Here is a 14,860-nt window from a genome sequence, read left to right as displayed (position 1 = left end):
CGCTCCGCCATCGCTTCGAAAAGTCCGCGCCTCATGCCTTCAGAGACCCTCTTCCGCAACGCCCGGATCGTGCTCGCCGACCGCATTCTCGACGGGCATCTTCTCCTGCGCGACGGGCGCATCGCGGAGATCGGCGAGGGTCCGGCGACGGGCGGCGAGGATTTCGGCGGCGACTATCTGATCCCGGGCCTCGTCGAGCTGCATACCGACCATATCGAAAACCATTCGCGCCCCCGCCCGAAGGTGCAGTGGAACCCGGCCGCCGCGCTCCAGGCGCATGACGTGCAAATCGCCGGCTCCGGCATCACCACCGTCTTCGACGCGCTGCGCGTCGGCCAGGACGAGGCGGACGACACGGGCGAGATGGCGGAACTCGGCCGCACCATCGCCGCCGCCGTCGCCGCCGACCGGCTGCGCGCCGAGCATTTCATCCATCTGCGCTGCGAGGTCTCCGCGCCCGACACGCTGGAATGCTTCCTGGCGATGAAGGACAATCCGCGCGTCCGCCTCGCCTCGCTGATGGATCACGCGCCGGGCCAGCGGCAATTCGCCAGCCTCGACGCCTATCGCGTCTATTACCAGGGCAAGAAGGGCATGACGGACCCGGTCTTCGCCGCCTTCTGCGCCCGGCGCATCGAGCAGTCCGAGACCTATTCGGACAGGCATCGCCGGGCGATCGCCGCCGAATGCCACGCCGCCGGCATCGCCATCGCCTCGCATGACGACGCGACCGCCGCCCATGTGGACGAGAGCATCGCGCTCGGCGTCGCGGTCGCCGAGTTCCCGACGACGCTCGACGCGGCGCGCCTGTCGCGCGAGGCGGGCCTGCATGTCCTGATGGGCGCCCCGAACGTCGTGCGCGGCGGCTCGCATTCCGGCAATGTCTCGGCGATCGAGCTGATGCGCGCCGGCGTGCTCGACGTCCTGTCCTCCGACTACGTGCCGGCGAGCCTGCTTCAGGCGGCCTTCCTGATGGTGGAGCGTGGCGACGCGGACCTGCCCGCCGCCATCCGCCTCGTCGCCACCCATCCAGCCGAGGCGGTGGGCCTTGCCGATCGCGGCGCGATCGCGATCGGCCGCCGCGCCGATCTCGTCCGGGTCGAGGCGCCGGCCGGCGAGCCGCCGCTGGTGCGCGCCGTCTATCGCGAGGGCCGCCGCGTTGCCTGAGACGCACCGCGCCGGGCTCTTCGTCGCGGTCGTCGGCCCGAGCGGCGCCGGCAAGGACACGGTGCTCGACGGGGCGAAGCGGGCGCTCGGCCCCCATTCCGCCGTGCGCTTCGCCCGCCGCGTCGTCACCCGCCCTGCCCAGGCGGGCGCCGAGGACCACGACTCCTTGGACGAGGCCGGCTTCGCCGCCGCCGAGGCGGCGGGCGCCTTCGCCCTCACCTGGCGGGCGCATGGCCTCGCCTACGGCATTCCGGCCACCTGCCGCGACGAGCTCGCGGCCGGGCTGACGGTCGTCGCCAACCTGTCGCGCCGGGCGCTCGGCGACGCGGCGCGCGCCTTCGGGCCGATCGAGATCGTCGAGATCAGCGCCGAGCCGCGCCTTCTCGCCGAGCGGATCGCCGCGCGCGGCCGCGAAAGCGCGGCGGAGGTCGCCGCCCGGCTGGCGCGCCAGGTGCCGGTCGAGCCGCCGGACGGCTTCTGCCGCGTCACCCGCATCGACAATTCCGGCGCGGTGGCGGAGGCGGTCGGACGCTTCCTCGCCTGTCTCGAACGGGCGGCGGAGCCGCGTCCCGCGACCATTCTCTAGCGGCGATTTCCGCGGAGCTTTCGCGGCTGCGAAGGAACGGGGCGGCGGCTGAACCGTTCGAGCGATGCCGAGGTCAAAGGAGCATTCGATGGCGAAGAAGCCGGAATCCGTTGCGCAGCCGCAGTACCATGTCGAGTACAGGGAGATTCAGCCCTATGGCACGCTGAAGCAGCTTCCGCTGGCCCTGGAGGACAATGCCCGCAAGCAGAGCATCGAGATCCTCAACCAGGTCCTCGCCGACACGATGACGCTGCGCGACATGTACAAGAAGCACCATTGGCAGATGTCGGGCGCCACCTTCTACCAGCTCCATCTCCTGCTGGACGAGCATTTCAAGATCCAGTCGGCTCTGGTCGACACGATCGCCGAGCGCATCATGGCGCTGGGCGGCATTTCCATCGCCATGCCGCATGACGTGGTCGAGCTGACCAAGATCCCGCGCCCGCCGAAGGGCCGCGAGGACGTGCCCTCGCAGCTCGCCCGCCTCCTGGAGGCCCATGAGATCGTGCTGCGCGAATCCCACGAGGGCGCCGATGCCGCCGACGAGTCGGGCGACGACGGCACGAACGACCTTCTCGTCAGCGACGTGATCCGCGCCAACGAGCCGCAGGTCTGGTTCATCGCCGAGCATCTGGCCGAAACCCAGCTCGTCCGCCCCGACCGCCAGGGCTGATCCTTCGAAACGAGGCGACGCGGGCGGCCGAGGGGCCGCCCGTTTCCGTTTCGGAGCGTCCATCGGTCGCGCGGTCGTGACTGAACGAAGCGGCGCTTCCGCCCGTTCATGGCGGTCGACGGAGATCGCCCGCATGCCGACTGTCCCGCCGCGCCGCCCTGTTCGCCGCGCCGTCATCGCCCTCGTCCTCGTCGCCGCGCTCGGCGGCGGCGCCTATGCCGTCTGGCGGCATTTCGGCCCCGGCGGCGCGCCGGCGGAGGCCGCAGCCAAGGCGCCGGACAAGGTGCCGGTGACGGTGGAAACGGCGGAAAGCCGCGATTATCCGGTCTATAGAGAAAGCCTCGGCACGGTGGAGGCGCTGAACACCGTCACCGTCCGCGCCCAGGTCTCCGGCAAGATCACGAAGGTGGCCTTTCACGAGGGCCAGATCGTCAAGGCCGGCGATCTCCTGGTGGAGATCGACCCCCGCCCCTTCCAGGCGGCGCTCGACCAGGCGGAGGCCAGACTCCAGCAGGATCAGGCGAGCCTTGCCGACGCGCAGACGATCCTCGAGCGCTACCGCACCCTGTCGCAGCAGCAGATCACGACGCGCCAGCAGTTCGAGACGCAGCAGGCGACCGTCAACCAGCTGAACGCCCAGATCGAGGGCGACAAGGCGGCGATCGACAATGCCCGCACCCAGCTCGACTATACCGCGATCCGCGCGCCGATCGCCGGCCGTGTCGGCTTCCGCCTCGCCGATCTCGGCAATCTCGTCGGCCCGTCCGATACGGGCGGCATCGTCACCATCCAGCAGGTGACGCCGATCGCCGTCGTCTTCACCGAGCCGGAGCGCGAACTGGCCGCGCTGACCGCCTCGCTCGGCGAAGGGCGGCCGGAGGTCGCCGCGCTGACGACGGCCGGCGACCGGGAACTCGCCAAGGGCTCGCTCCGCCTCCTCGACAACACGGTGGACGCCGCCAGCGGCACGGTGCGGCTGAAGGCGGTCTTCGACAACGAGAAGAGCGTGCTCTGGCCCGGCATGTCGGTGACGACGCGCCTTCTCCTCAAGACCGAGCCGCAGGCGGTGGTGATCAGCGAACTCGCCGTGCAGCGCGGGCCGGACGGGCTCTTCGTCTATGTCGTCGGCGGCGACGGCAAGGCCGAGATGCGGAAAGTGACGACGGCCGAGACCTATGGCGGCCTCACCATGGTGCGCGAGGGCGTGCGGCCCGGCGAGAAGCTGGTGGTGGAGGGTCAGTATCGCGTGAAGCCGGGAACGCTGCTCGACCCGAAGGAAAAGGAGCGCAAGGCGGCGGGCGACAAGATCGCCTCGGCGGCGGAGCCGGGCCAGCCGGCCGCGACGACCAAGGAGTGAAACCCGCCATGACCGAGGCGACGCGCGAGCCCGACCGGTCGGGCGTCTCTTCAAGCGGCGCGGCGGCGCGGGGCGGCCTGTCCGGTCCCTTCATCCGCTATCCGGTCGCGACCTCGCTGATGTCGATCGGCATCCTTCTCGTCGGCATCGTCTCCTATCTCTTCCTGCCGGTCGCGCCGCTGCCGCAGGTCGATTTCCCGACGATCCAGGTCACCGGGCAATTGCCGGGCGCGAGCCCGGAGACCATGGCCTCCTCCGTCGCCCAGCCGCTGGAGACGCAATTCGCCCAGATCGAGGGCGTGTCCGAGATGACCTCGGAATCGACGCTCGGCCAGACCCGCATCACCCTGCAGTTCGATCTCGGCCGCGACATCGACGCGGCAGCCAACGACGTGCAGGCGGCGATCAATGCCGCCGGCGGCGACCTGCCGGACGAATTGCCGAGCCCGCCGACCTATCGCAAGGTGAACCCGGCCGACGCGCCGATCCTCATCCTCGCCGCGACCTCCGACACCATGCCGCTCACCGAGGTGGACGATGCGGTCCAGACGAAGGTGTCGCAGCAGCTCAGCCAGATCGCCGGCGTCGGCCAGGTCATCGTCGGCGGCGAGCAGAAGCCGGCCGTGCGCGTCCAGCTCGATCCAGCCAAGCTCCATGCCAAGGGCATGACGCTGGAAGACGTGCGCCTCGGCCTCGAAGGCACGACCTCGAACAGCCCGAAGGGTTCGCTCGACGGCACCCATCGCAGCTTCACGATCTATTCCAACGACCAGCTCACCGAGGCGGAGGGCTGGAACGACACGATCATCACCTATCGGGATCTCGCGCCGGTCCGGGTGCGGGACGTCGGTCAGGCGGTGTCCGGCCCGGAGGACACGAAACAGGCCGGCTGGGTCGACGGCAAGCGCGGCGTCTATCTCATCGTCTTCAAGCAGCCGAACGCCAATGTGATCGACGTGGTCGACCGGGTGAACGCCGAACTGCCGCGCCTGAAGGAGGGCCTGCCGCCGGCGATCGAACTCTGGACGCAGAGCGACCGGACGCAGACGATCCGCGCCTCGGTCGCCGACGTGCAGCTGACGCTCCTTATCACCGTCGCCCTGGTCGTCGCGGTGATCTTCGCCTTTCTGCGCACGCTGCGCGGCACGATCATCCCGAGCGTCACCGTGCCTCTCGCGCTGTTCGGCGCCTGCGCCGCCATGATGGGCTTCGGCTATACGCTCGACAATCTCTCGCTGATGGCGCTCACCATCGCGGTCGGCTTCGTCGTCGACGACGCGATCGTCGTCCTCGAAAACATCCAGCGCCATATCGAGAACGGCATGAAGCCGCGCGAGGCCGCCTTTCGCGGCGCCGGCGAGATCGGCTTCACCATTCTCTCGATCAGCCTGTCGCTCGTCGCGGTGCTGATCCCGCTTCTCCTGATGACCGGCATCATCGGCCGCCTGTTCCGCGAATTCTCCGTGGTGCTGGCGATGACCATCCTGATCTCGGCCTTCGTCGCGCTGACGCTGACGCCGATGCTCGCCTCGCGCTTCCTGAGGCCCGAGCGGCCGAAGGAGGAACAGGGCCGGATCTATCGTTGGTCGGAGCGGATGTTCGACGCGATGGCCGGCGGCTATGCGCGCGGCCTCGACCTCGTGCTGCGCCATCGGCTCGCGACGCTTCTCGTCTTCTTCGCGACGCTCGCCGCCTCGGTCGTGCTCTTCGTCGCGATCCCGAAGGGCTTCTTCCCGCAGCAGGATACCGGCCTCATCACCGGCAAGGTCGAGGCGGCGCAGGATATTTCCTTCGCGGCGATGAGCGCCAAGCAGGAGGAGGTCGGCCGCATTGTCCAGGAGGATCCGGCCGTCGCCTCCGTCGCCATGGGCGTCGGCGGGCGCGGCGACGCGCTGAATGTCGGCACGATGTATATCACCCTGAAGCCGGGCGGCGAGCGCGACGCCAGCGCCGACGAGGTGATCCGCCGGTTGCAGGGCAAGTTCGGCGAAGTGATGGGCGCGCGCGTCTTCCTCCAGGCGGCGCAGGACCTGCGCGTCGGCGGCCGACAATCGCGCACGCAGTACCAGCTGACGCTGACGACGCCGGAAACGGCAGAACTGAACGCGGCCGCGCCGAAGGTGCTGGACGCGCTGCGCCAGCTGCCCGAACTCGCCGACGTCGCCTCCGACCAGCAGACCGAAGGCACCACCCTGACGCTGGCGATCGACCGCGACCAGGCGGCGCGCTACGGCATCCGGCCGGACGCGATCGACGCGACGCTCTACAACGCCTTCGGCCAGCGGCAGATCGCGCAATATTTCACGCAGCTGAACAGCTATCACGTCATCCTCGAAGTGCTGCCCGACCTCCAGGGCGAGGCGGCGACGCTCGACAAGCTCTACGTGAAGGCGGAAGGCGGCGCGTTGGTGCCGCTCTCGGCCTTCGCGCAATGGTCGATGGTGCCGGTCCGGCCCTTGACCATCAGCCATCAGAGCCAGTTTCCCTCGACGACGATCAGCTTCAACCTCGCACCCGGCGTCGCGCTCGGCACGGCGACAAGCGCCGCGCAGGACGCGGTGGCCAAGCTCGGCCTGCCCTCCTCGCTGCGCACCGACTTCTCCGGCAGCGCCCAGGCCTTCCAGAAATCGCTGGCGACGGTGCCGCTCCTCATCGTCGCCGCGCTCGTCGCCGTCTATCTCATCCTCGGCATCCTCTACGAGAGCTACATCCATCCGCTGACCATCCTCTCGACCCTGCCCTCGGCCGGCGTCGGCGCGCTCGCGACGCTGATGGTCTTCGGCTACGAGTTCAGCCTGATCGCGATGATCGCGGTGATCCTGCTCATCGGCATCGTGAAGAAGAACGGCATCATGCTGGTCGACTTCGCCATCATGCTGGAAAAGGAGGGCAAGCCGCCGGCGGAAGCGGTGCGCGAGGCGGCGATCCTGCGCTTCCGCCCGATCATGATGACGACCATGGCGGCGATCCTCGGCGCGATTCCGCTCGCCATCGGCCATGGCACGGGCGCCGAGATCCGCCAGCCGCTCGGCTATGCGATGGTGGGCGGCCTGATCGTCAGCCAGGCGCTGACGCTCTTCACGACGCCGGTGATCTATCTCTATCTCGACGGGCTCCAGACATGGCTGAAGCGCCGCGTCGGCGGCTCGGCGAGGCAAAAGCCGCGCGAAGCCGCGCCCCATGTCCAGCCGGCGGAATGACTAGAAACGCGTAGCCGCCGAGCGCTTCCCGCCCCGGAACAGCCGGCCGGCCCGTTCCCTTCGCCGCCGGGCGGCGTATATCGCAGCCTCGCCACGACACGCGGGAGAATCGCCATGCTGGAGAAACGCAGGCTCGGCCGACAGGGCCTCGAAGTCTCGGCCCTCGGTCTCGGCTGCATGGGCATGAGCCAGTCCTATGGCAGCTTCGACGACGCCGAATCCATTGCGACGCTGCATCGGGCGATCGAGCTCGGCGTCACCTTCTTCGACACCGCCGAGGTCTACGGACCGTTCACCAACGAGGAACTCCTCGGCCGGGCGCTCGCCGACCGGAGCGATAAGGTACTGATCGCCACCAAGTTCGGCTTCGACATCCGGGACGGCAAGTCGTCCGGCACCGACAGCCGGCCGGAGCATATCAAGGCCGTGGCGGATGCCTCGCTGCGGCGGCTCAAGACCGACCATATCGATCTTTTCTACCAGCACCGCGTCGATCCCAAGGTGCCGATCGAGGACGTGGCGGGCGCGGTCGCCGATCTCGTCGCGGCCGGCAAGGTGCGTTTCTTCGGCCTGTCGGAGGCCGGCGCCGCGACGATCCGGCGCGCCCATGCCGTGCATCCGGTCTCCGCGCTCCAGAGCGAATATTCGCTATGGGAGCGCAATCTGGAGGAGGAGATCCTGCCGCTCCTCAGCGAGCTCGGCATCGGCCTCGTGCCCTTCAGCCCGCTCGGGCGCGGCTTTCTCACCGGCACCGCCCAGCGGGCGGAGGACTATCCGGAAGGCGATTTCCGGCGCAGCGACCCACGCTTCCAGGGCGAGAATTTCGACGCCAACATGCGCGCCGCCGAGGCGGTGCGGGCGCTGGCGGCCGAGCGCGGCGCCAAGCCCGGCCAGATCGCCCTTGCCTGGCTGCTGCACCGGGGCGAGGACATCGTGCCGATCCCGGGCACCAAGCGCCGCAGCTATCTGGAGGAAAACGTCGCGGCGGCGGGCCTTTCCCTCTCGCCCGAGGATCTCGCGAAGCTGGACGAGGCGCTCGGTCCCGGCCGCACCTCCGGGCCGCGCTATACCGAGAAGATGATGGCGATGATCGACCGCTGAGACTGTTGCACCGTTTCGTATAATCCGCCACCTCGTCGCTTCGTCATCCCGGCCTTGAGCCGGGATCCATTCCAAGCCAGAGACGACAGGCGGTAAGCGGTACGGACGAACGCTGATTATCGTCCTGAGCGAAGCGGCACCGTCGAGGCATAGATCCCGGCTCAAGGCCGGGATGACGAAACTGAAACGAGTTAGTGAAGACTGAGGGCGACGCGTTCAGTCTGAAACCATTGCTCGGCACCGCGACCGTTCACCATGACGGTGCCGATAAGGCGGCTTTCGGTAAACAGTGCGTCGCAGCATGGGGGATTATGCGGCGCCGCACGGCTGTCTAGGGTCCTGCGCATTCCAGATCGGAAGCGAAGGAAGATCAATGTCGCCCCTGAAGTCCCTCGTCATCGCCGGCAGCATGCTCCTCGGCCTGTCCGCCGCCTCGGCGCAGACCGTCGGCGTTCCCTCCGGCACCTATGTCGCCGATCCGCTCCACACCAACGTCCTCTGGACGGTCAGCCATTTCGGCACGTCGAACTATATCGGCCGCTTCTCGAAGATCGCGGCGACGCTGGAGCTCGACGCCAAGGAGCCGGCGAAGTCGAAGCTGACCGCCACGATCGACCCGGCCTCGGTGGATACGAACTATCCGGCGAAGGACAAGGACTTCAACAAGGAAATCGAGAGCAACATGTTCATCGATGCCGCGACGTTCGACACGATCAAGTTCGTCTCCACCAAGATCGAGACCACCGGCAACGATACCGGCAAGATCACCGGCGACTTGACCTTCCACGGCGTGACGAAGCCCGTCGTGCTGGACGTCAAGATGAACGCCGCGCTGAACCCGCATCCGATGTCGAAGAAGCCGGTCGTCGGCTTCTCGGCCACCGGCTCGTTCAAGCGCTCCGACTTCGGCGTCGCGGCGCTGGTCGGCCCGGTCGGCGACGAGGTGAAGCTGACCATCGAGACCGAATTCTCCCCGAAATAAGCCCTGGCGCGAGGGCGGCGGAACCGTCGCCCTCGCCTGCCGCGACAGCCGGAGACGGTCCCGATGATCCGCACCCGCGATATCCGCGGCTACAATGCCGGCGCCATGCTGCTGCATTGGACGATCGCGCTCGCGATCCTGTTCCAGCTCGTCCTCGGCTTTGCGATGATGCGGCTCGACATCCTGCCGGACGGCCTGCGCTTCCCGCTCTTCCAATGGCATAAGACGGTGGGCCTCCTGGTCCTCGCCCTGACGCTCGCCCGCATCGCCTGGCGCGTCTTCAACCCGCCGCCGGCCCATGCGCCGATGTCGACGGTCGAGACCGGCCTCGCCCATCTCGTCCATTTCCTCTTCTATGTCCTGATGCTCGCCGTGCCGCTGTCCGGCTGGCTGCTCGTTTCCGTCTCGCCGACGGCGATCCCGACCCTTCTCGCGATGTCCGCCACGCTGCCCTGGCCGCACCTCCCCCTGCCGGTGGGCTGGGTCGGGGAAGCGCCGGAGCGCTACGCCTCGCTGGCGCATGCCTGGCTCGCCTATTCGACGGCCGGGCTTCTCGTCCTCCATGTCGCGGGCGCGGCGAAGCACTCCATGATCGACCGCGTGCCCTCCTTCTCGCGCATGCTGCCCGCCGGCCATCTCCACCGCCAGTCGACGGCGCTCGTCGCCATCCCGCTCGCCGTCGCGCTCGTCGCCGTCTTCCTCGGCGGCGGCGTCGCGATCGGCCAGAGCGAGGCGCATGGTCCGGCTGGCTCCGGCGCGGGGCTGGCGGCGAGCGCCGGCCCGTCCGGCTGGGCGATCGACAAGGCGGCCTCGACGCTGCGCTACGAGGTGGAATTCTCCGGCAAGACGGTCGGCGGCACGATCGGCGCCTGGAACGCGGCGATCCTCTTCGACCCGAAGAACCCGGCCGCCGGCTCGGCCAAGGTGACGGTCGACGCCGCCTCGATCGCGATCGACGATCCCTTCGTCGCCTCGAACGTGCCCGGCCCGGACGGCTTCGACGTCGCGGCCCATCCGACCGTCTCGCTGGCGCTCGACCGGTTCGAGGCGGCGGGTGCCGGCTTCGTCGGGCACGGCACGCTGACAGTGAAGGACAAGACGGTGCCGGTCGATGTGCCCTTCACCTTTGCCGAGGAGAATGGCAAGGCGCATGTCGCGGGCAAGGCGGTCCTCGACCGGCTGGCGCTCGGCCTCGGCACAGGAAACGACGGGACGGCCCAATGGCTCGGCAAGGACGTGACCGTCATTCTGGACCTTCTGGCCAGCCCCGCGCCGGCGGAGACCGCGTCGCCGGCCAGCTGACCGGGCGGCGCGTCGCGATCGTCGGCGGCGGCCCGGCGGGCCTCGCGGCTGCCGAGCGGCTCGCCGAGATCGGCCATGCCGTCACGGTCTACGAGCGGATGCCGACCTTCGGGCGCAAGTTCCTGCTCGCCGGCAAGTCCGGCCTCAACCTGACCCATTCGGAAGACTTCGCCCGCTTCGCGACGCGCTTCGGCGCCGCCTCGCCCCGGCTCCAGGCGGCGCTCGCCGCCTTCACGCCGGAGGATGTCCGCGCCTGGGCGGCGGGCCTCGGCAGCGAGACCTTCGTCGGCAGTTCGGGCCGCGTCTTTCCGACGGCGATGAAGGCCTCGCCGCTGCTGCGCGCCTGGCTGCGGCGCCTCGAAGGCCTCGGCGTCGCCCTTCGCCCGCGCCATCACTGGCTCGGCTTCACCGAGACGGGGGCGCTGCGCCTCCAGGCGCCGGAGGGCGAGATCGAGGCGCGGGCGGATGCCGTCCTCCTGGCGCTCGGCGGCGCCAGCTGGCCGCGCCTCGGCTCGGATGGCGCCTGGCTGCCGCGTCTCGCGGCGGAGGGCATCCCGGCCCGTCCGTTCCGCCCCGCCAATTGCGGCTTCGATCGCGACTGGAGCGCGGATTTCGCCACCCGCTTCGCCGGGGAGCCGGTGAAGGCCGTCGCCGCCCTCTCCGATGCCGGCCGGAGCCAGGGTGAATTCGTCGTCACCCGGCACGGGATCGAGGGCAGTCTCGTCTATGCCCATGCGGCGGCCTTGCGCGACCGGTTGGAGCGCGACGGCGCGGCCGCGCTCACGCTCGACCTCGCGCCCGGCCGGCAGCAGGCGGATCTGGAGCGAAGCCTCGCCCGCCAGCCCGATAAGGCGAGCTTCGCCAACCGGCTGCGCAAGGGGGCCGGCCTTGCCGGCGTCAAGGCGGCGCTGCTGCGCGAGGTGCTCGGCGCGCCCACGCCCGATCCGGTCCAGCTCGCGGCCGCGATCAAGGCGCTGCCCCTCGACGTCCTGCGGCCGCGCCCGCTGGACGAGGCGATCTCCTCGGCGGGCGGCCTCGACTTCGCCGGCCTGACGCCGGACTTCATGCTGCGCGACCGGCCGGGCCTTTTCGCCGCCGGCGAGATGCTCGACTGGGAGGCCCCGACCGGCGGCTATCTGCTCACCGCCTGCTTCGCCACCGGGCGCGCGGCGGCCATGGGCCTCGCGCGCTGGCTGGAGGAGCCCGCCGGCTGAAATGCCGCAGCCGGCCCGGCCGGGGAAGCGGAACCCGCCGAATCGCCGTGGATTCGGGTCTCCATGGCCAGTCTTCACCCCTCGCTGCCGCTCGAACCCCGCCCGGCCCGGCGCCGCGCCCCGGCTCCCGCCGCCGATCCCTCGCTGGCCGAGAAGGCGCTGGAGATCCATCACCGGCTTTGCCCGGTCTATGGCTGTCCGATCCCCTATTTCCATTCGCTCGATCCGTTGAGCGAACTCGTTTCCTCGCTCCTGTCGCATCGCACGCGCAACGCCGATTCCGGCCGGGCCTTCAAGGCCCTGCGCGCCCGCTTTCCCGATTGGAGCGAGGTGATCGACGCGCCGACCGAAGAGGTGGAGGCCGCGATCGCCGGCGTGCGCTGGCCGGAACAGAAGGCGCCGCGCATCCAGGCCTCGCTCGCCGCCATCCGCGAGCGCACCGGCCGCCTGTCGCTCGACTTCCTGAAGGACATGAGCGTCGAGGCGGCGCGGGCCTGGCTCCAGGAGATGCCCGGCATCGGACCGAAGACCAGCGCCGCCGTCCTCTCCTTCTCCGTGCTGCGGATGGCGGCCCTGCCGGTCGACAGCCACCATCACCGCGTCGCCCAGCGCCTCGGGCTGATCGGCCCCGAAGTCGATGTCGGCCCCTCGCATGTCGTCCTCAGGGCACAGCTCCCGGCCGACTGGGGCGCGCAGGAGCTCTACGACAATCACGAGATCCTGATGCTGCACGGCCAGAAGGTCTGCCATCACCGCAAGCCCGCCTGCGACCGCTGCGTCCTGGCGGGCATCTGTCCGAGCGCCTTCGAGGTCGCTTGAGCGGCGGAACTTATCCCCGCCGGCGCCGACCGGCTTAGCTTGGCTCCGACCCGAACCGGAGCCCGCCGATGACCGAAGAAACGAGCCGCCTCGCCCTGCCGCTCCTGATGCCGTCCCAGGCGCAGAAGCACCTGACCCATAACGAGGCGCTTCTCGCCCTCGACGCGCTCGTCCATCTCGCCGCCCGCGATCGCGCCGCCGCCCCGCCCGCCGCGCCGGTGGAAGGCGACCGCCTGCTGGTCGCGGCGTCCGCCAGCGGCGAGTTCGCCGGGCATGGCGGCGAGATCGCGCTGCGCCAGGGCGAGGCCTGGCAGTTCCTGAAGCCCCGCGCCGGCTGGGCGCTCTGGCTGGAAAGCGAGCGTCTCGGCCTCGTCCATGACGGCACCGCCTGGCGCGACGCGGTGCTGCGCCGGGCCGAACGGCTCGGGATCGGCGAGACCCGCGCGGCGAGCGGCGACAACCGGCTGGAGGTCGCCAGCCGCGCCGTTCTCTTCGATCATGAGGGCGACCATTCCCGCGTCGCGATCAACAAGGCGAAGGCCGGCGACACGGCGAGCCTCGTCTTCCAGACAAACTATTCCGGCCGGGCCGAGATTGGCCTTGCGGGCGACGAGGCGCTGAGCGTCAAGGTCTCGGCCGATGGCGCGACCTGGCGGCAAGCGCTGTTCGTGGAACCGGGAACCGGGCGTCTCGGCCTCGGCACGACGAACCCGACCGCTCCGCTCGACGTCGCCGGACCGGTGCGCGTCGGACGCTATGCCAAGGCGGCGCTGCCGGACGCGGCGGCGACGGGCGCCGGCGCGGTGATCTTCGTGTCGGACGAGGTGGGCGGCGCCGTTCTGGCCTTTTCCGACGGAGCCGCCTGGCGGCGCGTCACCGATCGCGCAACACTCGGTTGAAGCCGCGAGGCCCCGACGCCGGGCGGCGCGGTTAAGCCTAAGCCGAGGATTGTCGGGGCTCGCTAGGACTTTACCGCCATTCTGCCGTAAAGAGAGCGACAAGCAGTCAACGATTCGCGGCAGGGTGGCATGGCAGGCGAGATCATACCGATCATCATGGCGGGCGGCGCCGGAACGCGGCTCTGGCCGGTGTCGCGGGACACGATGCCCAAGCAGTTCATCTCCCTGCTCGAAGGGGGCGAGTCGACCTTCCAGGCGACGATCCGGCGCGTGACCGGGGCGGATTTCGGCCGCCCCATCGTCATCACCAGCAACGACTTCCGCTTCATCTGCGCCGAGCAGCTGGCGGCGATCGGCGTCGAGGCCGATATCGTGCTGGAACCCGAGCGCAAGGATTCGGCGCCGGCCGTCGCGGTCGGCGCCGTGCTGGCGAAGGCCCGCAACGAGGCGGCCGTCTGCCTGGCGCTCGCCGCCGACCATCTGATCCGCGACGCGGCCGCCTTCGTCGCCGATGCGCGCACCGCCGCGCGCCTCGCCAAGGACGGACGCATCATGACGCTCGGCATCCGCCCGAGCGAGCCCTCCACCGAATACGGCTATGTGCGCGTCGGCGCCGAATCGATCGGCGACAACGCCTATGTCCTCGACGCCTTCGTCGAGAAGCCCGACCGCGCGACGGCCGAGCGCTATCTGGCGGAAGGCTATGTCTGGAATTCCGGCAATTTCGCCTTTTCCGCCGGCGCGATGCTGGAGGAGCTGACGCGGCTGGCGCCTGCCGTGGTCGAAGCCGCCGAGGCGGCGGTGCAGAAGAGCGTGCGCGATCTCGACTTCATCCGCCTCGACCCCGCCGCCTTCGCCGCCGCGCCGAAGATCTCGATCGACTATGCGGTGATGGAGAAGACGGCGCGGGCCGGCGTGCTCTTCGCCGCCTTCGACTGGTCCGATATCGGCTCCTGGGGCTCGCTCCACGCGGTGAAGCCGCAAGATGCGGCGGGCAATGTCCTCGAAGGCGACGCGGCGGTGCTCGACACCACCCATTCGCTGGTGCGTTCGGAAGGCATGCTGACGACGGTGGTCGGCCTGTCGGATGTCGTGGTCGTCGCGACGCATGACGCGGTGCTGGTCGCCGACCGGCGGCGCGCCGCCAGCGTCAAGGATCTCGTCACCAAGCTGAAGGCGGAGAAGCGCCCGCAGGCGAGCGAGCATCTGCGCATCCACCGGCCCTGGGGCTGGTATCAGCGCATCGACATCGGCCCGCGCTTCCAGGTCAAGCACATCACGGTGAAGCCCGGCGCGACGCTGTCCTTGCAGCGCCACCATCACCGCGCCGAGCATTGGGTCGTCGTCCATGGCACGGCCGAGGTGACGATCGACGGCGAGGTCAAGCTCTACCACGAGAACGAGGCAGCCTATCTGCCGATCGGCTGCGTCCATCGCATGCACAATCCCGGCAAGATCGACCTGAAGATCATCGAGGTCCAGGTCGGCTCCTATACCGGCGAGGACGACATCGTGCGCATCGAGGACGTCTACGCGCGGGGCTGAGGCCCGGCGACGCTG

Annotated in this window: 12 protein-coding genes; all 12 read left to right on the top strand. The window is 69.6% G+C overall.

Annotated elements, in window-relative coordinates; genetic code table 11:
• Window positions 1-33: 33 nt before the first annotated feature.
• The 12 genes from IEY14_RS07850 (at window position 34) to IEY14_RS07795 (ending at window position 14,845) form a co-directional block, all read left to right on the top strand.
• Window positions 34-1,167 carry an alpha-D-ribose 1-methylphosphonate 5-triphosphate diphosphatase gene (locus tag IEY14_RS07850; RefSeq protein ID WP_188907661.1) on the top strand — a complete coding sequence of 378 codons (1,134 nt, stop codon included), beginning with the start codon at window positions 34-36 and terminating at the stop codon, window positions 1,165-1,167.
• On the top strand, window positions 1,160-1,753 hold the full coding sequence (gene phnN, locus IEY14_RS07845; RefSeq protein ID WP_188907660.1) for a phosphonate metabolism protein/1,5-bisphosphokinase (PRPP-forming) PhnN: 594 nt from the start codon (window positions 1,160-1,162) through the stop codon (window positions 1,751-1,753). Before IEY14_RS07850 ends, phnN begins: the two co-directional genes overlap by 8 nt.
• 88 nt (window positions 1,754-1,841) lie before the next feature.
• Complete coding sequence (locus IEY14_RS07840; protein WP_188907659.1) at window positions 1,842-2,426, top strand: Dps family protein; 585 nt, start codon at window positions 1,842-1,844, stop codon at window positions 2,424-2,426.
• Between the two features lie 133 nt (window positions 2,427-2,559).
• Window positions 2,560-3,783 (top strand): efflux RND transporter periplasmic adaptor subunit, encoded by a 1,224-nt coding sequence (locus tag IEY14_RS07835; RefSeq protein WP_188907658.1) that lies wholly within the window; start codon window positions 2,560-2,562, stop codon window positions 3,781-3,783.
• Between the two features lie 8 nt (window positions 3,784-3,791).
• Window positions 3,792-6,983 carry an efflux RND transporter permease subunit gene (locus IEY14_RS07830; protein WP_188907657.1) on the top strand — a complete coding sequence of 1,064 codons (3,192 nt, stop codon included), beginning with the start codon at window positions 3,792-3,794 and terminating at the stop codon, window positions 6,981-6,983.
• Window positions 6,984-7,097: 114 nt separating this feature from the next.
• Entirely contained in the window at window positions 7,098-8,084 is a 987-nt protein-coding gene (locus IEY14_RS07825) for an aldo/keto reductase (protein WP_188907656.1), read from the top strand.
• Between the two features lie 373 nt (window positions 8,085-8,457).
• A complete protein-coding gene (locus IEY14_RS07820; protein ID WP_188907655.1) occupies window positions 8,458-9,066 on the top strand; it encodes a YceI family protein in 609 nt (202 codons plus the stop codon).
• Between the two features lie 63 nt (window positions 9,067-9,129).
• Window positions 9,130-10,368 carry a cytochrome b/b6 domain-containing protein gene (locus IEY14_RS07815; RefSeq protein ID WP_188907654.1) on the top strand — a complete coding sequence of 413 codons (1,239 nt, stop codon included), beginning with the start codon at window positions 9,130-9,132 and terminating at the stop codon, window positions 10,366-10,368.
• Window positions 10,365-11,582: a TIGR03862 family flavoprotein gene (locus IEY14_RS07810; protein WP_188908106.1), complete on the top strand. Its 1,218-nt coding sequence runs from the start codon at window positions 10,365-10,367 to the stop codon at window positions 11,580-11,582. The genes IEY14_RS07815 and IEY14_RS07810 overlap by 4 nt, the downstream gene beginning before the upstream one ends.
• Before the next feature lie 63 nt (window positions 11,583-11,645).
• Window positions 11,646-12,401 (top strand): endonuclease III domain-containing protein, encoded by a 756-nt coding sequence (locus IEY14_RS07805; RefSeq protein ID WP_188907653.1) that lies wholly within the window; start codon window positions 11,646-11,648, stop codon window positions 12,399-12,401.
• A 68-nt stretch (window positions 12,402-12,469) separates the two neighbouring features.
• Entirely contained in the window at window positions 12,470-13,300 is an 831-nt protein-coding gene (locus IEY14_RS07800; RefSeq protein ID WP_188907652.1) for a DUF2793 domain-containing protein, read from the top strand.
• Between the two features lie 129 nt (window positions 13,301-13,429).
• On the top strand, window positions 13,430-14,845 hold the full coding sequence (locus IEY14_RS07795; RefSeq protein WP_188907651.1) for a mannose-1-phosphate guanylyltransferase/mannose-6-phosphate isomerase: 1,416 nt from the start codon (window positions 13,430-13,432) through the stop codon (window positions 14,843-14,845).
• The last annotated feature ends 15 nt before the right edge of the window (window positions 14,846-14,860 follow it).

Origin of the sequence: Aureimonas endophytica (assembly GCF_014642635.1) — a bacterium.
Taxonomy (GTDB): Bacteria; Pseudomonadota; Alphaproteobacteria; order Rhizobiales; family Rhizobiaceae; genus Plantimonas; species Plantimonas endophytica.
Note: the sequence above shows the minus strand (reverse complement) of the source record. Positions and strands in the feature narration are given on the sequence as shown.

What these genes read in the sequence shown, in the direction of transcription:
- IEY14_RS07850 (WP_188907661.1), top strand. Translation starts at nt 34, where the DNA reads ATGCCTTCAGAGACCCTCTTCCGCAACGCCCGGATCGTGCTCGCCGAC.
- IEY14_RS07840 (WP_188907659.1), top strand. Translation starts at nt 1,842, where the DNA reads ATGGCGAAGAAGCCGGAATCCGTTGCGCAGCCGCAGTACCATGTCGAG.
- IEY14_RS07835 (WP_188907658.1), top strand. Translation starts at nt 2,560, where the DNA reads ATGCCGACTGTCCCGCCGCGCCGCCCTGTTCGCCGCGCCGTCATCGCC.
- IEY14_RS07830 (WP_188907657.1), top strand. Translation starts at nt 3,792, where the DNA reads ATGACCGAGGCGACGCGCGAGCCCGACCGGTCGGGCGTCTCTTCAAGC.
- IEY14_RS07825 (WP_188907656.1), top strand. Translation starts at nt 7,098, where the DNA reads ATGCTGGAGAAACGCAGGCTCGGCCGACAGGGCCTCGAAGTCTCGGCC.
- IEY14_RS07820 (WP_188907655.1), top strand. Translation starts at nt 8,458, where the DNA reads ATGTCGCCCCTGAAGTCCCTCGTCATCGCCGGCAGCATGCTCCTCGGC.
- IEY14_RS07815 (WP_188907654.1), top strand. Translation starts at nt 9,130, where the DNA reads ATGATCCGCACCCGCGATATCCGCGGCTACAATGCCGGCGCCATGCTG.
- IEY14_RS07805 (WP_188907653.1), top strand. Translation starts at nt 11,646, where the DNA reads ATGGCCAGTCTTCACCCCTCGCTGCCGCTCGAACCCCGCCCGGCCCGG.
- IEY14_RS07800 (WP_188907652.1), top strand. Translation starts at nt 12,470, where the DNA reads ATGACCGAAGAAACGAGCCGCCTCGCCCTGCCGCTCCTGATGCCGTCC.
- IEY14_RS07795 (WP_188907651.1), top strand. Translation starts at nt 13,430, where the DNA reads ATGGCAGGCGAGATCATACCGATCATCATGGCGGGCGGCGCCGGAACG.